The 20556-nt window shown below is 56.3% G+C and carries 20 protein-coding genes; 8 read left to right on the top strand and 12 right to left on the bottom strand.

The genetic code is table 11. The features are described 5' to 3' along the window. The first annotated feature begins 132 nt into the window (after positions 1-132). Positions 133-651, top strand: coding sequence for a MarR family transcriptional regulator (locus VH413_07020; protein ID HEX3798438.1), 519 nt, complete (start codon positions 133-135; stop codon positions 649-651). 49 nt (positions 652-700) lie between these two features. On the opposite strand, the gene VH413_07015 is transcribed toward VH413_07020, so the two are convergent. Both VH413_07015 and VH413_07010 read right to left on the bottom strand, forming a co-directional pair. Then, a complete protein-coding gene (locus tag VH413_07015; protein ID HEX3798437.1) occupies positions 701-2632 on the bottom strand; it encodes a serine/threonine-protein kinase in 1932 nt (643 codons plus the stop codon). 5 nt (positions 2633-2637) lie between these two features. Continuing rightward, positions 2638-3399 (bottom strand): sigma-70 family RNA polymerase sigma factor, encoded by a 762-nt coding sequence (locus VH413_07010; protein HEX3798436.1) that lies wholly within the window; start codon positions 3397-3399, stop codon positions 2638-2640. A gap of 308 nt (positions 3400-3707) precedes the next feature. Between VH413_07010 and VH413_07005 the strand changes: the two genes are divergently transcribed. Next, positions 3708-4796 carry a hypothetical protein gene (locus VH413_07005; protein HEX3798435.1) on the top strand — a complete coding sequence of 363 codons (1089 nt, stop codon included), beginning with the start codon at positions 3708-3710 and terminating at the stop codon, positions 4794-4796. Positions 4797-4866: 70 nt separating this feature from the next. Here VH413_07005 and VH413_07000 read toward each other — a convergent pair whose 3' ends face one another. Both VH413_07000 and VH413_06995 read right to left on the bottom strand, forming a co-directional pair. Then, on the bottom strand, positions 4867-6117 hold the full coding sequence (locus VH413_07000; protein ID HEX3798434.1) for an MFS transporter: 1251 nt from the start codon (positions 6115-6117) through the stop codon (positions 4867-4869). A 76-nt stretch (positions 6118-6193) separates the two neighbouring features. Continuing rightward, positions 6194-6325 (bottom strand): hypothetical protein, encoded by a 132-nt coding sequence (locus tag VH413_06995; GenBank protein ID HEX3798433.1) that lies wholly within the window; start codon positions 6323-6325, stop codon positions 6194-6196. A 202-nt stretch (positions 6326-6527) separates the two neighbouring features. On the opposite strand from VH413_06995, the gene VH413_06990 reads away from it, so the two are divergent. Together VH413_06990 and VH413_06985 are read left to right on the top strand one after the other, a co-directional pair. Further along, the gene (locus tag VH413_06990) at positions 6528-6944 is read left to right on the top strand and encodes a hypothetical protein (GenBank protein ID HEX3798432.1); all 417 of its coding nucleotides are present in this window, start codon (positions 6528-6530) and stop codon (positions 6942-6944) included. Positions 6945-7063: 119 nt separating this feature from the next. After that, positions 7064-8404, top strand: coding sequence for a Gfo/Idh/MocA family oxidoreductase (locus VH413_06985; protein HEX3798431.1), 1341 nt, complete (start codon positions 7064-7066; stop codon positions 8402-8404). 153 nt (positions 8405-8557) lie between these two features. Here VH413_06985 and VH413_06980 read toward each other — a convergent pair whose 3' ends face one another. After that, a complete protein-coding gene (locus tag VH413_06980) occupies positions 8558-10744 on the bottom strand; it encodes a hypothetical protein (protein HEX3798430.1) in 2187 nt (728 codons plus the stop codon). 664 nt (positions 10745-11408) lie between these two features. Between VH413_06980 and VH413_06975 the strand changes: the two genes are divergently transcribed. The 3 genes from VH413_06975 to VH413_06965 all read left to right on the top strand — a co-directional run bounded on the left by VH413_06975 (position 11409) and on the right by VH413_06965 (position 13998). Beyond that, positions 11409-12038, top strand: a complete 630-nt coding sequence (locus VH413_06975) for a DR2241 family protein (GenBank protein HEX3798429.1) — start codon at positions 11409-11411, stop codon at positions 12036-12038. A gap of 40 nt (positions 12039-12078) precedes the next feature. After that, positions 12079-13203: a TlpA disulfide reductase family protein gene (locus VH413_06970; GenBank protein HEX3798428.1), complete on the top strand. Its 1125-nt coding sequence runs from the start codon at positions 12079-12081 to the stop codon at positions 13201-13203. Positions 13204-13590: 387 nt separating this feature from the next. Beyond that, positions 13591-13998 carry a lipid-A-disaccharide synthase N-terminal domain-containing protein gene (locus VH413_06965; protein ID HEX3798427.1) on the top strand — a complete coding sequence of 136 codons (408 nt, stop codon included), beginning with the start codon at positions 13591-13593 and terminating at the stop codon, positions 13996-13998. 75 nt (positions 13999-14073) lie between these two features. Here the strand turns inward: VH413_06965 and VH413_06960 are convergent, their stop codons facing one another. The 7 genes from VH413_06960 to VH413_06930 form a co-directional block, all read right to left on the bottom strand. Further along, complete coding sequence (locus VH413_06960; protein ID HEX3798426.1) at positions 14074-14409, bottom strand: hypothetical protein; 336 nt, start codon at positions 14407-14409, stop codon at positions 14074-14076. A gap of 3 nt (positions 14410-14412) precedes the next feature. Then, positions 14413-14682, bottom strand: a complete 270-nt coding sequence (locus VH413_06955; GenBank protein ID HEX3798425.1) for a hypothetical protein — start codon at positions 14680-14682, stop codon at positions 14413-14415. A gap of 54 nt (positions 14683-14736) precedes the next feature. Continuing rightward, the gene (locus tag VH413_06950) at positions 14737-15477 is read right to left on the bottom strand and encodes a glycosyltransferase family 2 protein (GenBank protein ID HEX3798424.1); all 741 of its coding nucleotides are present in this window, start codon (positions 15475-15477) and stop codon (positions 14737-14739) included. 2 nt (positions 15478-15479) lie between these two features. Further along, positions 15480-16100, bottom strand: coding sequence for an HAD family phosphatase (locus VH413_06945; protein ID HEX3798423.1), 621 nt, complete (start codon positions 16098-16100; stop codon positions 15480-15482). After that, the gene (locus VH413_06940) at positions 16097-16438 is read right to left on the bottom strand and encodes a hypothetical protein (protein ID HEX3798422.1); all 342 of its coding nucleotides are present in this window, start codon (positions 16436-16438) and stop codon (positions 16097-16099) included. Before VH413_06940 ends, VH413_06945 begins: the two co-directional genes overlap by 4 nt. A gap of 75 nt (positions 16439-16513) precedes the next feature. After that, a complete protein-coding gene (xylB, locus tag VH413_06935) occupies positions 16514-18046 on the bottom strand; it encodes a xylulokinase (GenBank protein HEX3798421.1) in 1533 nt (510 codons plus the stop codon). Positions 18047-18396: 350 nt separating this feature from the next. Continuing rightward, positions 18397-18975, bottom strand: a complete 579-nt coding sequence (locus tag VH413_06930) for a redoxin domain-containing protein (GenBank protein ID HEX3798420.1) — start codon at positions 18973-18975, stop codon at positions 18397-18399. 347 nt (positions 18976-19322) lie between these two features. Between VH413_06930 and VH413_06925 the strand changes: the two genes are divergently transcribed. Continuing rightward, a complete protein-coding gene (locus VH413_06925; protein ID HEX3798419.1) occupies positions 19323-20537 on the top strand; it encodes a DUF5009 domain-containing protein in 1215 nt (404 codons plus the stop codon). The last annotated feature ends 19 nt before the right edge of the window (positions 20538-20556 follow it).

The raw sequence follows: 20556 nt of genomic DNA, 5'->3' as shown, positions 1-20556 counted from the left end.
CCAATTTGACATTTAAACGGACGGGCGGCTGGCAACGACAGGCGGGCCGCCGCCTAATTTGCTTCCAAGATTCGCGGCAGTATTCTACATCTGAGTGAGCAACGCAACTTAATAATACTTACACGTAATACTATGGCATCCGAAAATCCAGCGAGGGGCAAAGTGGGAAGTCGGGCGGCGACGGAGAATTTGCCGGCGGACGATCCGGGCCGCCGGCGGCTGCCATCGTTGTTACGGCGCTGCTGGTTCAACCTCAACCAGACATTTCGCCGGCGCATTCATCATACGGGCATTACGCCGGACCAATTCACAGTCATGCGTACCTTGCTCGAAGGCGATGCCAAGGGCATGACGCAGCGCGAACTCACGGACATGATGAGCAGCGATCCCAATACCATCGCTTCATTATTGGAACGCATGGATAAGGTGGGCCTCGTGGAACGCAAAGCGCATGAGCGCGATCGTCGCGCTTACCGCATTAGTCTCAAGCCATTGGGGCGCAGGAAGTATGACGAAGTGCGCGAGATTGCGTTGACATTGCAGATGGAGATTTTGTCGGTGTTGCCAACGGAAAAGCAGGAGGAATTTTTGAAGCATCTGGGTTTGGTCGCGGATGCGTCGAGGCTGGCGGCGGAGAAGGTGGGAAAGTGAATTTACGATTTACGATTTGCGATTTACGCGCGGTAGAATGTCGTAACGGTTATGGATTGGCTTTTAAGTTTTGAGATTCTTTAAAAAGCTGGGCAGCTTCGGGGTCGCGGTTTTGGGCGGCGATGTCGTTGGCGAGGTTTTCGATGCGAGCGGCAAGTTCGATGGGGGAAATATTTGGGAGCTTGCGGGTGATGGCCAAGGCTTCGCGGTCGGCGGTTTCGGCTTCGGAGAAGCGGTGTTGATTGGCGAGGGTGAAGGCGAGGGTTCCCAAGGTGGCGGCGACGGCGGGGTTTTGGCTGCCGAGAAGTTTTCTTTGCAGGGCGAGGGCTTCGCGGGCGGTGGCTTCGGCAGCAGGGAAATCGCGGAGATGCAGTTGCGCGCTGGCGAGTTGGGCGAGGGCGCGGGCAATTTCACGGCTTTCAATGCCGGGTTGCGGGCGGAGTAGTTCGAGGGCGCGGCGGTCCATCGCAGCCATCGCCGGGTAATCATGAAGGTCGCGGTAGGCTTCGGCCAAGACATAACGAACTTCGGCTTCGACGTCGGGTTCGCTTTTCAAATCGCGCGCGATGCGGTTGGTCGTTTGCGAAAGGATTTCGCGGAGCATCGTCGTATCCTGCCCGTGTGCTACGGACGGTGCGACGCCATGCAACATCGTTTCCAAAAATTGCGCCACTTCGCGGCTCTTGGCGGCTTCGGCGAGCGCGGCGGCGCGAAGTTTTTCAGCTTCCACGCGGAGGTCGTGTTCCACCGCTTCCGCGGCGACGGCGCGATGGCGGGCTTCGCGTTCCTTGAAAAAGTAAAACGTGGAAACGCCAAAGCCGATGAGGAGTGAAAGCAAAATGGCGCTGCCCGCGATGAACGCGGTGCGATGGCGTTGCGCCCATTTTTGGAAACGATAGGCATTACCGGGCGCGCGCGCGGTGACGGGTTCATCATTGAGATGATGCAGCAAATCCGCACCGAGGCCGGAGACGGTTTCGTAACGGCGGTCGCGATCTTTCTCGAGACACTTCATCACGATCAAATCGAGGTCGCCTTGCAACAGGCGCGGGAGGCGGCCGGGTTCAATGCGGCGGCAGTTGGCGACGGTGTTGAGTTCGGGCGCGCTGAGACTCGTGACGCGTGTGGAAGGGCGCGGCGGTTCGGTTTCGCGGATGAAACGGAGCATTTCTTCGAGCGCGCATTGATGAAGCGTGGCGGCATCGAACGGCGCGAGACCGGTCAGCAGTTCATAGAGCAGGACGCCGAGCGAATAAATATCGCTACGGGTATCAATATCCATCAGGCCGGCTTGCTCGGGGCTCATGTAGGCGGGCGTGCCGATGAATTGCTGGAAGGCGGTGAAAAAAGTCTGACCCGCGAGGCGTTGCTCGGTGGATTTGGCGATGCCGAAATCTATGATCTTGGGGACGGGTGCGCCTTCGCTTTCGGCGACGAGAATGTTCGACGGCTTGAGGTCGCGGTGGACGATGCCCTTTTGATGCGCGTGTTGAACGGCGTGGCAAACCTGGACGAATAATTCAAGGCGCTCGCGCGTGGCCAGTTTTTGGCGGTCGCAATATTCGGTGATCCTCACGCCGCGAACGAGTTCCATCACGAAAAACGGACGGCCGGTTTCGGTCGCGCCGGCGTCGAGGACTTTCGCGATGTTCGGGTGGTCGAGAAGCGCGAGCACCTGGCGCTCGGCTTCAAAGCGCGCGATGACCTGCTGCGTGTCCATGCCGAGCTTGATGATCTTGAGCGCGACGTGGCGTCGCACGGGTTCCTCCTGTTCGGCAAGGAAAACGATGCCGCAACCGCCTTCGCCGAGTTGTTCGAGAAGTTTGTAACGGCCAATGCGTTCGCCGATTTTTAAAGACAGCGATTCGGCGGCGTCCGATTCAGCGGCGGCGAGGCCGAGTTGCAGCAGACAGGAAACGCAATGGCCGCCGGGAGCGTCGGGCGGCAAATCGGCTCCGCAACTCGAGCATTTCTTTTGCATGGCCGTCAACTGGTCATGGCGGAAAATAACTGGCGGATTTCGTCGTCAATGTCGGTTTCGGTGGCGACGGTTTGGCCGATTTCGCGGCGCAACAATTCGCCAAAACGGCGTCGCAACCGATGGAGCGCGACCCGCAACGCGCCTTCGGTCATGTCAAGCGACGCGGCGGCTTCGGCGTACCAACCGGGGGAAAGTTCGCCGGTCAGGGCGGGTTCGAGCCGCGTGAAAAGTTCGGGCTTGTTGGCATACTCTTCGCGGAGGCGCGCGAGGACGGCTTCGACGAGGAGCAAGGCCCAGCGCCGGTCGAAAAGTTTTTCGGGCGTGGCGGGTTCGATGGGTTCGCGGCCGTAGATTTCCTCGGCATTGGCTTCGTGGAGAGAAATGGTTTGGGCGCGCCCGCCGCGTTTCCAGGTCTGGCGTTTGTCCCATTCGTTGGCGAGAAAATGGCTCAACGAAGCAAGCAGGAAGGTGCGAAATTTGCCCTTCTTGGGATCCACTTTCTTCAGGGTATCGCGCTCAAGCAAATGCGCAAAGAACGCCTGGGTAAGGTCTTCGGCCTCCTGGCGGTCGGAGCCGCGGCGTCGCACGAAGGCATAGATAGGATACCAATAACGCTGGCAAAGTTTTTCCATCGCGGCGGCGGACTGGACGAGTTCGCCGCGGCTGGCTTCGAGGACAATGCTCCAATGGGTGGTGGCGAAAGCGGCATTGCGGCCACCGGAGGCGGCGGTGGTTTTAGCGGGGGAATATTTTTCGCCGCGAGCCATTTGTTTGGATGACTGTCACCAAGGGCATGGAGGGGTGTCAAATGGAAAGAACCGAAGAAGCAAAGGAGGGTAAATCTTCGGGGTGTAAAAATACCAAACAAGCAATGGCTTGGGCTACTTTCGAAGGATATAGCGACCGATGTCTTCGGGATCGAAATAAGATGTAACAAGGTTGGTGAATAGCTTGTGGAATGGTTGTCGCGAAATCCTGCGGGGCTTCGCGTATAGCCATACAAAAAGATCACAAAAGATATTTTCTAATAAACTAAACATACTGAACAAAGGGGATATTTATGATAATAATGCGGGTGAAAAAGGTCATTAGGGTGGTGGCATTCAGTTCGGTTATTTTGTTCGTGACTGGCTGCGGGTCGGTTTATCGGACTAACGAAATCATAGGTTCAGAGCCATACGCTGATAGTTGGAAAGATCCGCATTACTTTTCAATTCAAAATGGCGATGCGGGGTATTTGATAAATCCCCGAACTTATAATCCCGCTGCAGCAAGAGACCCTAAAAACGGCCTGGTAATAGGTAATCGAGATGACTCATTATACAGCAAAGCATTGTCATCGTCTGACTCAGACCCGAACAAAGCCATCGTATATCGAAACACGTTGCAAAACGCGATCATCGGCGTTGCGGATAAGACAACGAAGCAGCATTTGGCCGATCTAAAGGCCACCCAGAACAACATGAATATTTTTCTGGGTGCAGCGGCTTTGGGGCTCACCGGAGGCGCCTCGCTGGCGGCGGCTACCACCGCAAAAGCTCTATCTGCTGCGGCAACGGGCATTATCGCGAGCCGGGAACTATTCAATAATCAAACTTATCGGGATGCCCTAGTCGAATCTTTAACGGGCGCGATTCTCAGCAACCAGCAGAATTATTATAATAATTTTATCGTTCCCAAACAGGCGCTGCCGTTGGCAAAGTACGATGTGGAAGCGGCAATCAATGATGCCGTCACTTACAATACCTACGGCTCGTTTTATTATGGACTGCAACTCATACAAAACGACGTCAACAAGGCCAATTCCAACCGGACTAATAACCCATCACAGAATCAATTACTGACGAATCTTCTGGCCACTCCGCCGTCGTTCACGACGCAACCGGCCGCTGTTTCCGTCACGGTCGCGCTCGGCCCTGCGTCGGCTCAATTTAAGGCGGTAGCCACCGGCGGGGCGACGCAATATTCGTGGGAACTATCCACCGATGGAGTAAATTGGCAAAATCTTTCCGAAGGAGCGCCTTATTCTGGAACAACCACGAGCACGCTCACGGTCAATCCAGTAACTACGGCCATGAATAGTTATCAGTACCGGTGTTTGGCAACGGATACGAGTTCTAAAGCGAAAAGTTTGAGTAATGCAGCGGTACTGTCGGCAAAGTAATGAGACATCTTTATTATCCGGCAGTCGAGAAATCCCTTTTGCCAAGCCTGGTGCCGGCAAGAGGGCAGCATCAATCTTCCAATGTTACGTTATGTGTATCGGTTTTAAGGTTGGGCAGAAACGCAGTCATCAATCCGATCAAGGGCAGGAACGAACAGACTTTGATCACGAAGATGATGCTGGTGGCGTCGGCGAGTTTGCCGAGCACGGCGGAGGCGATGCCGGCCATGCCGAACGCGAAGCCGAAAAATAATCCGGCGATGGCGCCTACTTTGCCGGGCAGCAGTTCGGTGGCGTAAACCAGGATCGCCGGGAAGGCTGACGCGAGGATCATGCCGTTGACGACGCTGAGCACGATGGTCCAAAATAAATTGGCGTGCGGCAGCAGGAGCGCAAAGGGCGCCATGCCTAGGATGGAAATCCAGATGACGAGCTTGCGGCCGATTTTATCGCCGATGGGACCGCCCGCGATGGTTCCCACGGCGGTGGCGAACAGGAACACAAACAGATAAATCTGCGATTGCTGCACGCTCACGCCGAATTTGTTGATGAGGTAGAACGTGTAGTAGTTCGTCATCGAGGCGAGGTAAAAGAATTTGGAGAACATCAGGCACAGCAAGATAGCGAGCACGATGGGAACCTGCGCCCTGGCGACGGGATGATGATGTTCCTCGGTGAAATTGCCGGCGCGGCGTTCGGCGAGGTGTTGCTTGTACCAGTTGCCGACGCGGGCGAGGATGAGCATCCCGGCGAAGGGGATGATCGTGAACCAAAGGATTTCGCGCCGGCCATATTTGGCGATGATGCCCGCGGCGAGGAGCGGTCCGAACGAACTGCCCGCGTTGCCGCCGACTTGAAAGAGCGATTGCGCGAAGCCGTGGCGTCCGCCGGAAGCGAGCCGGGCCATGCGTGAGGATTCAGGGTGAAAAATGGCGCTGCCCATGCCGACCATCGCCGCGGCTATGAGGACGGCGGCATAACTTGGCGCGAGCGCCAGCGCGATCAATCCGACGAGCGTGATGGCCATGCCGGCGACGAGTGAGTAGGGCTTGGGATGTTTGTCGGTATAAAGGCCGATGAGCGGCTGAAAAACGGAGCCGACCATTTGAAAGGTCAGGGTGATGAGGCCGATTTGCGTGAAGCTGAGGTCGAAGGAATCCTTGAGAATGGGATAGATCGCGGGGATGAGCGCCTGGATGGAATCGTTGAGGAGGTGGCATCCACTGAGGGCGAAGAGGATGCCGAGGGTGGAATTGCGCACGACGGCGGCGGCGCGTTTCTGCGGAGCGGGCGCGGGTGCGATTTCAGTTTTTATATTCACGACACGGCTTTCATTTTGGTTAAAATAAAAAGCCCTGCCACCTTTCGGGAGCAGGGCAGGAGAAATTTTGTTTTGGTTATTCTCGTGCGCGCTGCCCGCCGTTTCGCCACGCCAGGGTGACGAAGTGAGCCTTTACGACGACGACGCAGACGTACGGGTACGCAATCGCCGGAGATGCCAGGAAGGCATCGGCGTTTTGGACGGACATTTGATTGCGCACTAACATTGCGCGAGAAGGTTAGCTTGAGCGGCGGAAAGTTTCAAGTATTCAGAAAACAAATTTTTGACGCAGAGGCGCAGAGAAAACGGGAGAGATTATTTTTGCCACGGATTGAACACGGGGGAAACACGGATTTTTTCTACTGATAAGAACGGCGCGGTCTGTTAGCGTGGTTTGAATCGAATTTTCCATGATCGCCGGGACACCTGATGATCTTATGAAAAAATGCACTTATTGTGGGGCGGAATATCCGGATGAGGCCGTAACTTGCAGTATTGATCAGGAACCATTGAAAGCTGTCGGGGTTGTGGCGGAGACTGAAGAAGCAGGGGTGCCTATGGATAGTACAGGCAATCCGATTCAGTTTAATGAGGAAACGGGATTGCCAGTAGGTTTCGAGCGTTTTGTTGTTTATGATTCTTATAGTGCGGTGAAGTTATTCTGGCAGATGGAACGTGAAGGGATCGTATTTTGGGCGGAAAAGCTTAAAGAGGAACGCGAGGCGGATAATGAAACCAAGGCTAAAGATCAGTTTACAGTTTTTGTTCGCAAGGAGGATTTGGAGAGGGCATTGAAGATGTGCCATCGAGGGGAGGGGCACGTCTGAAGGTTCAATTTTTTTAGCGCATTTAATAAGCCTGGTTGCAGTGTGGCGTAGTTATATTTCACGACTGGTATGGCAAGAAGGATTTGCGTACAAACATCTCAGGCACCAAATTATTTTATATGACTGATAAACAGATCCAAATTTCACGGCGGTCTTTTCTCAAAACATGTTCGATGACCGCGGCGGCGAGCGGGTTGCCGCTTTGGTTTGTTGGGCGCAGTTTGGCGGAGGATGCGTCCACGGGCAGCGCGGCGAAGGAGCGGCCGAATATTGCGCTCATCGGTTGCGGCGGGATGGGGACGGGGAATGCGCAGGATGCGTCGCGGCTGGGGAATCTGGTGGCGTTTTGTGATCCGGACGAGGGGCACTTGAATGCGGCGGCATCGAGGCTGGCGAAGGGCGGCAACCCGGGGAAGTATTCGGATTTTCGCGAGTTGTTGAAGCGGGATGATATTCACGCGGTCATCAATGCGACGCCGGACCATTGGCATTCGCTGATCAACATTGCGGCGGCGAATGCGAAGAAGGATATTTATGGGCAGAAGCCACTGACGTTGTGCATCGCGGAAGGGCGGCACGTGATCAAGGCGGTGCGCGATAACAAGGTGGTTTTTCAAACGGGCAGCCAGCAGCGGAGTGACCGGCGGTTTCGGCTCGCGTGCGAACTGGTGCGCAACGGACGCATCGGCAAGCTGGAGGAAGTGAATGTGTGGGTTCCGGCGGGCGCAAAGGGCGGGCCGTTCCATGCCCAGCCGGTGCCGAAGGAGTTGAATTGGGATTTCTGGCAGGGGCAGACGCCGAGTGTGGATTATATGCGCGAGCGTTGCCACGGGACGTTTCGCTGGTGGTGGGATTACGCGGGCGGCCCGGTGACGGATTGGGGCGCGCATCACAATGACATCGCGCGCTGGGGCATCGGACAGGAAGGGCCGCTGGACGTGGAGGCGAAGGTTTTGAATGCGCCGATTCCCGGTGGTTACACGACGCCGAGTGAATTTGCAGCGACGTTGACGTGGGCGAATGGCATCAAGCAAACGGTCAAGACGACGACGGATGATACATGGTCGGGAGGCATCGTGAATCCGAACGGGCAGCGCAACGGCGTGAAGTTCATCGGCTCGGACGGCTGGATCTGGGTGAATCGCGGGACGCTGGACGCGAGCAAGGATGAAATCATCGCGACGCCGTTGCCCGCGACGGCCACGCATCTCGAGGTGAGCAATGATCACATGAAAAATTTCTTTGATTGCATGCGTTCACGCAAAGACCCGGTGGCGAGCGTGGAAGTCGGCCATTACTCGGCGGTGATCGGGCACTTGATCATCATCGCCCTGCGCGCGGGGAAAAAATATCAGTGGGATGCGGCGAAGGAAATGTTCACGGGCGAAGGGGCGGAGGAGGCGAATCAGCATCTTAGTCGGGAGATGCGGAAGCCGTATGATTATGGGTTTGTCGCGTAAAAACGTGGGGAAGTGTCAAGTTTCAAGTGTTCAGTTTTCAGCAAGACGGGGCTTTAGCCACGGATTGAACACGGATTTCATCCGTGTTCAATCCGTGGCTAAAATCTTTTCCCCGCTCTGCGCCTCTGCGTTAAAATAGCCTTCATAAAAACCTCACTTGCTCGCCCAACGCCCCAACTCCGCCGCCACGCCCCCATACTTCGCCGACCATTGTTTGCACAAGTAAGCCAGCGGCGCTTTTAAAGCCGGCAACGGATTCGCGCCCGGTGTCATTGGCGCGGACTTCAGCCGCACCCAATCCAAAGCCTGCTCCACCTTCGCAAAAGTTCCCTTCGCCAGCGCCTCTTCCAGGCCCTTGACCGTTTCGCGGTCGAACTGTTGCTTGCATTCGAGATCAACAATGTCCGGCAGCATCAACGCCGCCTCGCTCAACGAAACTCCGATGATCCCCAGCAGATCATTATAGATCACGCGCGAGACTTCATCCGCCTTCGTACGCACTTCGTTCAACAACGCCGCGCCCTTCGCGGTGGACGGTTTTCCAAACGGCAAAAGCTGGCAATAAAATTTCAACTTCGGCTCCGTGCCCGACGGACGAATCGTGATGATAAAACTGTCCGTGAAAAGCTGGATCACATTTCGCGGCAACTTATCCGTCTCACTCACGAACGGTCCAAACTCTTTTTGGTCCCAGAAATCCACGACCTTGCGCACCGCCTGGCCGCCCAAAGTTTTCGGCGGCGATTGCCGCAGTTGTTCCATGATACGATCCTTGCGCATGATGCCTTCGCCGCCGGTCATCGTGATGGAACGATTCACCGTATCATAACCGCCGCACTCCTCGAGAATGCCCGCGTAATAATCCAAAAACGTCCGCCCCTCCTGGCGCAACCGCTGATAAAGCGCCGCGAGATACAAACACGCGGGCGTCGCGTCCTTGTCGCGAATCGTCGGCACCAAAATCACGCCGTGACTTTCCTCGGTCGCGATGACCAATTTTTGCGGCGAACATTTCACCTGCCGAAACGAACCGTCGCGCTCCAAACATTTCAAAACATTCGCGACATATTTAAAACCAACCAGCAAATCATCAATCAACATCGAGTCGCCCGCCTTCTCGACAATCTTGCTCAAAATCTTCGTCGTCACCAGCGTCTCCATCACGAGCCCTTTGCGCTTCGGCCCTTTGGGATCGAGCATCAAATAATAGCACAGGATCGCGGCGATTTGATTGCCGTCAAAATGATACCACGTCCCGTCCGCGAGCTTCGCTTCCAGACCCACGCGGTCCGCGTCCGGATCGCTCGAAAGCACCACGCCCGAATGATTCGCGTCCGCAAAAACTTTCGCCGGATCGGTCGCCTGCGCCACTTCCGGATTCGGCGCCTTGAACGGAATCACCGCGAAAGTTCCATCCGCCTTTTCGTCCGGCGGCGTGACGATTGGAAAACCGATTCGATTCAACACATCGCCCACCGTCGTCAATCCCACTCCGCAAAGCGGCGTGTAACAAATCGGCAAGTCCTTCACCGGCGCCTGTAAATTCGCGTATAAATCCACGTACGTCTGAACATATTCCTCGTGCAAATGACGCGGCACTTCACGGATTAGACCTTGCGCCAACCCTTCCGCAAAAGGCATCGGCTTCACTTCGCGAACCTGATTCATCGCCTCGACCAGCAACTGATCATTCGGCGCGATCGGCTGGCTGCCGTAATCGTCATAAACTTTCAGCCCGTTATCATCCGGCGGATTATGTGAGGCAGACATGTTAATGCCTCCGACCGCCTTGAGCTTGTTGATGACAAACGAAAGTTCCGGCGTGCTCAGCACCGCATCGCTGGCGTTCGGGGCGTTGATGTAGGCGATGATCCCGTTGCTCGCGTAAATTTCCGCCGCCAGTTTCGACAACGACCGCGACGACACCCCCAGCAGCGGATGATCCTTGCCGAGAAAGCCATAAACGCCCGCAATGTCGCGAAATACGCGCACGTCATTTGCCACCACGACCGTCAAATCTTTTTGGTTCGCATACACCCGGCGCAAATATTGGCAATGCCCCTGCACCGTCATCGCCACCGTCGTGTGGTTCAGGCGATTCGCGCCATAACCCACGCGCCCGCGCCGCCCGCCCGTGCCGAACGGAAGCACCTGCCAGAAACAATCAAACAACAAACCCGCATGTTTTTCGTCGAGATGCTTTTCGATCATCTCCGTGTGGGCAAAAGGCATTGCGCCCGAGAGCCATTGCTGCAATCGCTCCGCCGCGCCTTCGCCGGCCTTGCCATATTTCTCGCCCAATAACGCGCAAATTTTTTTGAGTACAGCGGAATCAGCCATGATAGTTCCTAAGATGCTTAAAAGTGGTGAAGCCAAAAATTCCAAACGCCGCGACATCCCCATCTCGTCCCGTTTCAATGCGTTCGGCCATGTTGCTATTATATATATGCAACGCCTTTTGCGTCAAACCGAACCTCCGCGACCGCTGCTCTGCGCGCATCCGCGCACTACCCCCGTGGCGGTGCTGCCAAGCCGCCGAAGTCCCGCAGGGACGACAGATCTTAGCCCAGCAATTTATTGCTGGGTTGAACTCCCCTTCAATCCCAGTCCCGCAGGGACGAAAGAAAGCTTAATCCCTGCACCACACCTCTCACAACCCGCCGCCCCTTAATTGGGGAGGGCGAGCGTACCCGCGAGCCGTAACATAGCCCCGTTTCACCCCGCACACCACCTCAGCGGCGAAGGCGCACCTGCCACTCCGCCGTCCCTCCGGGAACCTCGAAGTAGGTTCCGCAACAAAGCCCAGGGTTGGTTCGTCCTCGAACCTACCCTGGGTCACCCGCCAAAAATCCCCCCACCATATAGAGCGCAGCGAGTCGCGCCCCAAGGCGCGTTACCGCCTTCATCGACGCCCTCGCCAACCCCCAATGTGCAAATATGCCACCCACCCATGCCACAATTATTTCGTTTCCAAATCCCCTCATTTCTCTAACTTGTCTTACAAGTGTCACACATCGAAAATCCCGCGCTCAAAGCCTTCGCCGCCCAAATCGGCCACGAACTTGCCCTCGCGCAAGTTCTCATCCGCCGATGCACGCCGGGTTACGAATTGCTGCACCTTGACGACGCCTCCGCGCCGCCCCAATCCTTGCGCCTCATCGAAATCCCCGCCGCCCGCGCGCTCGCACAAGTCACCGCCACCGGCGAATTCCGCCCCCTCAAATCCGCGCCCACTTTGCAACGTGGCTGGCGCATTGCCGCGAAAAACGACCCCGACCTCGAAACCGCCTTGAGCCATCTTTACCCCGGCGCCATCGCCGATTGGTATGCCGCCCAATCCGCCCAACCGCCCGTCACCAACTACCGCGATTACACCAACCGCCAATCCGGCATGTATCGCATCACCACCATGCTCTCCGACCTCGCCGCCGCGCAAGTCATCCAAATGATATGCGCCCCGGCGAATTGTTTGAAACGCCGCCTGTGGAGCGTTACCGGCCTCGCACCGGACGCCCCCGCACAAAAAAGCCTCATTCCCTGCCTCGAACCCTGCGCCATTCTGATGGAATCCGCCCGCGTCGCCGTGCGCGCCGAGCAACAATCAAAAACCGACATGACGAAACTTGCGGTCTAGCCCAAAACAGGTTACAAATAGTTGAAATAAAGGATCCACTATGAAACCAACCTTCTCCTCTCTCGGCAATTATCGCGCCCTCATCGTGCCCGCCTTGGCGATCAGTCTGTTCGCCTGCAACGTCACTTTGTCGCGCGCGCAAGATGCCCCCGCTTCGACCAGCACCAACACCACCGCCAATGCAGACGCCGATGCCGCGTGGCGCCTCGTGCGCAAGGCCGCCCAGTCTCCCATGCCGCCCACCGAGTGGCAAACCACCCCGCCCACTCAGGAACAGGCCGCCAAGTTTTATCTCCCCTTGCTCTTGAAAGGCGCCGACGAAGCCAAAGATTTTTACACCAAATATCCCACTCACCCGAAAGCCGCCGATGCCCACCACATCGAATACGAATTGCTGACCATCGCCACGACGCGTTTCGGCGATACCACCCAAACCGCGCGCCTGGATGCCCTCACCGCCGCGCGCGCGAACGATCCTTCATTGAGTCCCGATGAAAAATTGGAGATGCGTATGTCCGCGCTGAAACCATTGTTCGCGAAATTGCCCGACTCCCGACCTGAACTGTTGAAAAAAGCGCGCGCCTTGCAAAAAGATTTTCCCGACCGCCCTGAAGCGTATCAAGTCATGACCAGCCTCATGATGGAAAGTGAAGGCGACGACGCCAAATCTCTCGCCCAGGAAATCGTGAACAGTTCCGCGCCCGATGAAGTCAAGGAACAAGCCAAAGGCGTCCTCAAACGCATGGACAGTGTCGGCAAACCGGTGGACATCCAATACACCGCCGTGGACGGCCGCGCGGTGGACATCTCCAAGCTCAAAGGCAAAGTCGTGCTCGTGGATTTTTGGGCGACCTGGTGCGGCCCGTGCATGGGCGAATTGCCCAACGTCAAAGCCGCCTATGCCAAACTTCATCCTCAAGGATTTGAAATCGTCGGCATCAGCTTCGACCAGGATAAAGGCGCCCTCGAAAAAACCTTGAAGGAAAAAGAAATGACCTGGCCGCAATATTTCGACGGCGACGGCTGGAAAAATAAATTCGGCCAGCAATTCGGTATCAACAGCATTCCCACCATGTGGCTCGTGGACAAAAAAGGCAACCTCCGCGACCTAAACGCCCGCGGCGAACTCGAAGAAAAAGTCACCAAGCTCCTCGCCGAACAATAATTCTTTTCCCATCGGTCCGTTCGGCAACTGCAACCAATCGTGGCAGCGCACGGTAGGGCTGCGCTGCCGCTCCGCCATCCGAAGTCCCGCAGGGACGACAGATCTTAGCCCAGCAATTTATTGCTGGGTTGAAATCCCCTCAAACCAAGTCCCGCCAGGGACGAAAGAATCATTCCTTGGACCAACAATATGAAACATTCGAACGCTTCTCATTAATCCCCAGCTTTAGCTGGGGGAACACCCGCCTCCAAAACAAACCTCTCTATCGAGCAAAGCGAGGCGAGCCCAGGCGAGCATCTCCCCCAAACCCCGCCATCTCGAATCTCCCGCACCCACGAATAAAATAGAGTTTGTCACCGCCGCGGGCTTTCGGCTTAATCCCACCCAATGACAGACGGCTGGCTAATGCACAACGGACACTTCCTCGGCATCGAATGGGGCTGGTGGAAAGCTCTCGGCTGGCTTGGCAACGCCATTTTTTCCTCCCGCTTCATCGTCCAATGGTACGCCACCGAAAAGAAAAAACAGGTCGTCGTCCCCGGCGCATTTTGGTGGCTCAGCCTCAGCGGTTCGCTGGTGCTGCTCGCTTACTCGGTTTTTTACAAACACGATTCCGTGTTTATTTTTTCGTTCGCCTTTAGCTGGCTCCCCTACGTCCGCAATCTCGTCATTCACTATCGCCACGCGCAACTGCGTCTCGTCTGCCCCGACTGCGATACCGTCTGCCCTCCCAAATCCAATTTCTGCTTCGCCTGCGGCGCAAAACTTCTGCCAATGAAAACCAAAACGGACTGATAGCATTTTCAGTTAAAAAAAGCGTGAAGGTATCAAACCCTCACGCTGAAAAATTGAAACTGAAAACTTCTCCCCTTACTTCTTCTTCATGTGCGCGTCGAAGAACGGTTTGTACTTCGCCACGATCGGCGCAAAATCCGGATGCGTCCGCGCGTAATCATTCAACTTCATCCAGATCTCCACCACCTGCACGCCGCCGCCTGCGGTTTCAAAAGTATTGACCACGGCCTGCTCATTCGCCACTTGGACATCCATCAATTTCACCTGGCGAAACAGAAAAATATTCACGCAAACACTCAGGATAAACATCAGCAGCAGGGAAAACGAAATGACCGTCCGTAACGATTGCACTTCGCTGCGCAGGCTTTCCGCTTCGGACCCGCTCGGGGATTCAAAAGTATTTTCGCTCATAAATTATTTGGCAGCCGGTTTGGGGGCGGTTTTATTTGCGAAAGACTGCAACAGCCGCGTCATGTCGGGATTCTTCGTGGTCGCGTTGTACTCCACCGTTTCGCTCGAAAGCATTCCCATCACTCGTTCAATCTCGGAAACTTGCTTGACCGCTCCCTCCAGGTTCCGCGCCGTGCGGTAAGCGGAATTATATTTCCAAATCAATGCCACGCTCCCCAGCGTGCTCAAAAAAAGCAGCCCCACGAGCATGGCCGTCAGTTGGTTATTTTTCATAAGATGCGCAGACTTTAGCCGGTTCAAGCCCTTTGTCCAATGCGTTTTTACAACTCATCGCCGCACATTGCCGAGCTGATATTTCATGAAGACATCCAGATCTTCCGGCGTGCCCAGGCTGTGCATCGTGCCCTCCGGCAAATGATGGGTGCGAACATTTTTCCCCGCCAGGATCAATTCATTGTAAACCGGGCACACAAAAAACTGCCCGCTCGTCGTCAGCCCTTTCAAGATCATCCGCTCGGAAGCCTCGATCAAATCGCGCGCGCGCCGAAAATAATACAACCCCGCCGTCGCCTGCTTGCTGATCGGCCGCTTCTCCGCCACCGCCACCACTTTTCCCGCGGCGTCCGTCTTCGCAAACGACCACCGCGGATGCGTCGCCGTGAATGTCAAAATGCACCCGTCAATTCCCGGTTCCCGGCAAGCCGCATAAAACGGCTCCAAACTCGTCGTGATAAATTGATCGCCATTCGCGACGATGATTTCCTCGTCCAGTTTAAGCTGGTCCACCGCGAGCAACACCGAGCACAACGCCCCCGCCGTTTCATTTTCCAGCGCAATCACCCGGCAACCCGGCGCCAGCAATCGCAGCATGTCGCCCAGATAAAATTGCGAGAGATGCTCCTTGCGGCAGATGAACGTGTATTGCACCGGCGCGGGCGGCGCGAGATTTTCCAGCACCACCTCGATCATCGAGCGATTGCCGATCTCGAACAGCGGCTTCGGAAACGTATGCCCGCGCTCCTGAAAACGCGCCGCCTTGCCCCCGAGTGGTATGATGATTTGCAACATGGTTAACTCGCGCTTTCCAACGTGCGCTTCACGCGCGCGTAATCCACTTCGTTGAACGACGCCACCTCGCACAGCACGCCGCCGCTGCGTTTCGCCGCCTCCACGCCGTGCGGCGCGTCCTCCACGATCACCGTTTCCTGCGGCTTCACGCCCAATTTCTCGCACGCCATCAAATAAATTTCCGGGTCCGGCTTCGCCTGCACCACGTCCTCGTTGCTCAACACGCAATCGAACAAATCCCAGATCCCGCTCCCGCGCAACATCAGTTCCACGCTCTCGCGGATCGAATTCGAGCACACCGCCAACTTGTAACCCTCCCGCTTGAGCTGATGCACCATGAACTCCTTCTCGAACACCGGCGTGCAATTCCGCAAAATTTCTTCCCGCGTATATTTCTGTTTGATCTTGTTCACCAGCGCGTGCAGTCCGCGCGGAAAACCTTTTTCAACCGAGAGCATGTCGAGTTTTTTGCGCGTCGGCAGGCCGTTGTAAGTCGTCAAATGCTCGTAGCGCGCGATGTTATAACCGAACAACCCCAGCGCGCGATTCAACGCCTCGTAATGCCACTCCGTCGCGTCCACCAGCACGCCGTCCAAATCGAATAACACCGCTTTGATCTTCATGCCGGTTTGTTTTCGCAAAGATATTTGTCGCCGCTCACGCACGGCATCTTCACCACCACCGTCGTCGCGTCGGTCAGCGGAATAAAATCCGTCGCCTGCCCCGGTTCGATCTTGATGATTTCGCCCGGGCCCACTTCCTCGCCGCTCATCCGCACCCGGCCCGACACGATCAGCGTCAACTCCGTCGCCACTTTATGATAATGCGCGCTCTCCGCCTCGCCCGCGCGATAATGTTTCACCGCGACCTCGACCGCCTCCGAAGGAATGAGCGTCGGCGAAAAATTTCCCACGAACCAGCCCTTCGTGAATTTGTCCAGTTGATAGCGTTGCAATGCCATAATCAAACCGCTGATAATACGATGTCGCCTTGATACTCCGCATGTCCCCCGCACGCTTCAAGATTAAAATCCTTCTTATACTCCCCGCAACACAAACTCCCGATGTTTCGCAAACACCCCGCGCAAACTCTTCGAAATATCATCCTGCAACGCCTGTAACTCGCGATACAACTCCACATTCGCGCGTTTCGGTTGCGCCGTTTCCTTCTTGTTCACTTCGATAAACTTGTCGGTGATTTCCTTGATCGAAACTTTCTCCCCTGCCTGCAATCGCCAGCACCACAGCGCCTGCAACGCCGCCCCGTAAGCCGCGCCCTCGCCGACCTTAAGCGTGACCACTTCCGCGTTGAAAACATCCGCCATGATTTGACGCCACACCTTTGATTTCGCGCCGCCGCCCGTCACGCGAATCTGCGCTGGCTTCACGCCCAGTTCCGCCAGTCGGCGCAACCCATAATTCATTCCCATCGTCACTCCTTCCATCGCCGCGCGCGCCAGATGTTCCGGCGCGTAGGTTCCATGATTCACGCCCAGCAACACGCCCGTGCCCGACGGCACATTCGGCGTGCGCTCGCCTTCAAGATACGGCAACAGCAAAAGCCCCCGCGCTCCCGCCGGCACGCGCGCCACCGCCGTCGAAAAAATTTCATGCGTCCACCCGCTCGACTTACGCATCAACTCCGTCGCTGTCGTCACGTTCATCGTGCACAACAACGGCAGCCAGCGGTTCGTCGAATCGCAGAACGCCGCGATTTCCCCCTCGGGATCCACCACCGGCTTGTTCGCGCACGCGTAAATCGTCCCGCTCGTGCCGAAGCTCGCCGTGATCACGCCCTCGCTCGTGTTGCCCGTGCCGATCGCGCCCATCATATTGTCGCCACCGCCCGCGCTCACCAGCACGCTGGGGTTCAGCCCCAATTCCTTCGCCGTCGCCGCGCTCAATCCGCCCGCCGGCTGATCGCTGCTGATCAACGGCGGCAATTTTTCTTCAAGTCCACTATCAATCGCCGCCAGCGCCGCCGCCGACCACTTGCGCTTGCGCACGTCGAACAACGCCGTTCCGCTCGCGTCGCCAAATTCCATCACGCGATTTCCCGTCAGCCAGAAATTCAAATAATCATGCGGCAACAACACCGTCGCCAGCCGTGCAAAATGTTTTGGCTCATGCTTCTTCAACCAAAGAATTTTCGGCGCCGTGAATCCCGGCAGCACCGCATTGCCCAATGCCGCAATCGTCTTTTTCGTCCCGCCCAATTTCTCCGTGATCTCCTCGCACTCCGCGATCGTCGAAGTATCGCACCAAAGTTTCGCTGGCCGAATCACCTCGCCCTTCGCGTCCAGCGGCACAAATCCATGCTGCTGACCGCTCACGCCGATGGCCACGACCTCCGCAGCTTTCGCTTTCGCGGCCTTAAGCGCATCCCGCATCGCGCGCGCAGTCGCATCGCGCCAGGTCTTGGGATGCTGCTCCTTCGCGCCCGGCGGAAGTTTTGGAATCAGGCCGTAAGCTTGCGCCGCCGAGCCCAGCACCTTCCCATTTCGCGCGTCCACAACCAGGACTTTGGTGGATTGCGTTCCGCTATCAATTCCGATCAAAAGTGTTCTCATAGACGATGCGATACGAAACCACACCCGCGAATCCGTGGAAAGTCTATTCAACTGGACGATACTCCTTCACGGTTCTTAAAATTGCAGCCCCCATTTATCCAAGCGCGAACGACTGACAGTCTTGTCCCGGGGAGCGCACGCGCCCTCGCGTGCAGTGGCTGGCGCCCTCGCCGGCCACATCTTTCCACGCGCCAAAGCCTGCCATTTGCATCCTGACACGTGCTAAATTCTTCTCTCTCTCCCCGCGACCACGCGGGGAGAGAGCCGGAGAGAGGGGTTTCCTTTTTTCCGAAATGAGACCGAGGCATTTATTTCTCCTCTTTCTCCCAACGCTCCGACCTCAATAATCTTCACAACCCCGGTATCGCACACCCCACCGCCAGCGTCGCCGGCACCGCGACAGCGCGACCCGCCAGCACCGCATCCAACGCATCCGTCAAATCATGCGTCGTCGCATGCGCGCGTTCCGTCCCCAAAGTCACCGCGCGATTATCAATCCGCCCGTGATACACCAATTTCCCAACGGGCGTGAACACCGCCGCCGTCGGCGTCGCCTGCGCATGCGCTAACTTCGCCAACTCCTGATGCGGGTCCCGTATCTCCGGGATCGTCAATTCGTACGCACGCGCATGCTCGCGAATCGCCGACGCCGTCTCCGTCGCATCCGAATGCACCAGCCAGAATTTTACCCCGCGCGAAGAATATGCCTTCTCTAATCGCTCAAGCTCCGGCCCGTAACGATTTGAAATCGGGCAATCGTCACTGATAAAAACCAGCACCGTCGCCGCATTCGTGTTCGCCAGAGGATTCAGCGATTTCCCATCCAGTCCAAGACCCGCCGTTTCCGCCGACCTGCAATTCAACAACCCAGCGCTCAAAAAAACGCCCAGCCACAACTGAAAAAATGTAACTCGCCAAAAATTCTTCATGACTTACTAATCAAACTAAAGCCACCGATAACCACGCGCAACCCGAATTGCAACGATCCAAAGTAAGTTTTAATTTCCGCGATTTTAAATCAGCCTGTTCATGCCGCCCAGCGAAGCTTGTTTATAGCGCGACTATTCTATAAGCATAGCCTCCTACCGGAGCTTATGACCGCAAAATCACCTGCCCAAGCTCCGTTAGGAGCGCCATGTTTATAACCAACGCCTCAAACTCGACCAAGCTCCGTAGGAGCGGCACGTCACTCCCATCCCCGAGATAAATCATTAAAAAACCAGAAGCCTTCCGCTTCAACATTGCTTCCTTCGCAAAATAATTTACGCTCATCGCGTTGCAAACGAAAAGCCAGCCTCGCCCTGCAAAAGCCGCCACATCCTCCACCCGCCTCGTGTCGCTCGATGTTTTTCGCGGCGCGACGATTGCCTCCATGATGCTCGTGAACAATCCCGGCTCCTGGGACGCCCTCTACCCGCAACTCGATCACGCCGAATGGACCGGCTGGACTTTCACCGACGTTATCTTTCCTTTTTTCCTCTGGATCGTCGGCGTCGCGATTCCACTTTCCACCGCCAAACGGCTCGAACGCGGCGAGAGTCGTTCCACACTTTTTCTGCACGTCATTCGCCGCGCGGCCATCATTTTTGCTTTCGGATTGTTCCTCGCTTTCTTCAGCTTCGTCATCAACGGTTCGTTTGCCAAAGACGGCGGCCTCGGCCCGTGGCTCAGCGAAATCGCCGGAACCATTCGCATTCCGGGAGTTCTCCAGCGCATCGCGATTTGCTATCTCCTCGCCAGCGCGATTTTTCTCACCAGCAAATGGCGCGGACAAATCGCGTGGCTCATCGGCCTGCTCGCCGGTTACTGGCTGCTGATGAAATTCGCACCCGTGCCCGGCCATGCGCCGTGGGATTTCACCAAGGAAGGAAATTTTTCTGCCTACGTGGATGCCCGCGTCCTCGGCAAACACACCTGGCACGGCGCGCCCTGGGACCCCGAAGGCATCGTCAGCACCATCCCCGCCATCGCGACCTGCCTCTTCGGCATCCTCACCGGCCAGCTTTTGCAAATCAAACGCAGCGCCGAACAAAAAACCGCGTGGCTGTTCGTCGGCGGCAATTTGCTCATGTTCACCGGCGCCGTGCTCAACATCTGGATACCCATCAGCAAAAATTTGTGGACCACGTCCTATTCCGTTTTCATGGCGGGATTGGCGGCGAATATTTTCGCCATCTGCTATTGGCTCGTGGATGTGAAAGGCTGGCAACGCTGGTCAAAACCATTCGCCATTTACGGCATGAACGCCATCACCGTCTTCATGCTGTCGGGAATCCTCGGCCGCCTCACTCTGGAAATCAAAGTCCGCGACGCCACCGGCAATCCCGTCGCGCTAAAAAATTACCTCTTCGAAACCTTTTTCAACCACCTTCTCGCCAACTTCGGCCTCTCACCAAAAATCTGTTCCCTAAGCTGGGCGCTAACCTACGTGGTGTTACTCTACCTAATCGCGTGGTTCATGTACCGCCGCAAATGGTTCCTAAAAGTTTAAAATTTTTCCCTCCGCGCCT

Source organism: Verrucomicrobiia bacterium (assembly GCA_036268055.1).
Lineage (GTDB): Bacteria > Verrucomicrobiota > Verrucomicrobiia > Limisphaerales > Pedosphaeraceae > DATAUW01.
Note: the sequence above shows the minus strand (reverse complement) of the source record. Positions and strands in the feature narration are given on the sequence as shown.

Coding starts and splice junctions, on each gene's coding strand:
- VH413_06930 (HEX3798420.1), bottom strand. CDS start 18,975: ATGAAGAATTTTTGGCGAGTTACATTTTTTCAGTTGTGGCTGGGCGTT.
- VH413_06965 (HEX3798427.1), top strand. CDS start 13,591: ATGACAGACGGCTGGCTAATGCACAACGGACACTTCCTCGGCATCGAA.
- VH413_06980 (HEX3798430.1), bottom strand. CDS start 10,744: ATGGCTGATTCCGCTGTACTCAAAAAAATTTGCGCGTTATTGGGCGAG.
- xylB (HEX3798421.1), bottom strand. CDS start 18,046: ATGAGAACACTTTTGATCGGAATTGATAGCGGAACGCAATCCACCAAA.
- VH413_06945 (HEX3798423.1), bottom strand. CDS start 16,100: ATGAAGATCAAAGCGGTGTTATTCGATTTGGACGGCGTGCTGGTGGAC.
- VH413_07015 (HEX3798437.1), bottom strand. CDS start 2,632: ATGCAAAAGAAATGCTCGAGTTGCGGAGCCGATTTGCCGCCCGACGCT.
- VH413_06950 (HEX3798424.1), bottom strand. CDS start 15,477: ATGTTGCAAATCATCATACCACTCGGGGGCAAGGCGGCGCGTTTTCAG.
- VH413_06970 (HEX3798428.1), top strand. CDS start 12,079: ATGAAACCAACCTTCTCCTCTCTCGGCAATTATCGCGCCCTCATCGTG.
- VH413_07010 (HEX3798436.1), bottom strand. CDS start 3,399: ATGGCTCGCGGCGAAAAATATTCCCCCGCTAAAACCACCGCCGCCTCC.
- VH413_06955 (HEX3798425.1), bottom strand. CDS start 14,682: ATGAAAAATAACCAACTGACGGCCATGCTCGTGGGGCTGCTTTTTTTG.
- VH413_06985 (HEX3798431.1), top strand. CDS start 7,064: ATGACTGATAAACAGATCCAAATTTCACGGCGGTCTTTTCTCAAAACA.
- VH413_06990 (HEX3798432.1), top strand. CDS start 6,528: ATGATCGCCGGGACACCTGATGATCTTATGAAAAAATGCACTTATTGT.
- VH413_07020 (HEX3798438.1), top strand. CDS start 133: ATGGCATCCGAAAATCCAGCGAGGGGCAAAGTGGGAAGTCGGGCGGCG.
- VH413_06960 (HEX3798426.1), bottom strand. CDS start 14,409: ATGAGCGAAAATACTTTTGAATCCCCGAGCGGGTCCGAAGCGGAAAGC.
- VH413_06940 (HEX3798422.1), bottom strand. CDS start 16,438: ATGGCATTGCAACGCTATCAACTGGACAAATTCACGAAGGGCTGGTTC.
- VH413_06995 (HEX3798433.1), bottom strand. CDS start 6,325: ATGTCCGTCCAAAACGCCGATGCCTTCCTGGCATCTCCGGCGATTGCG.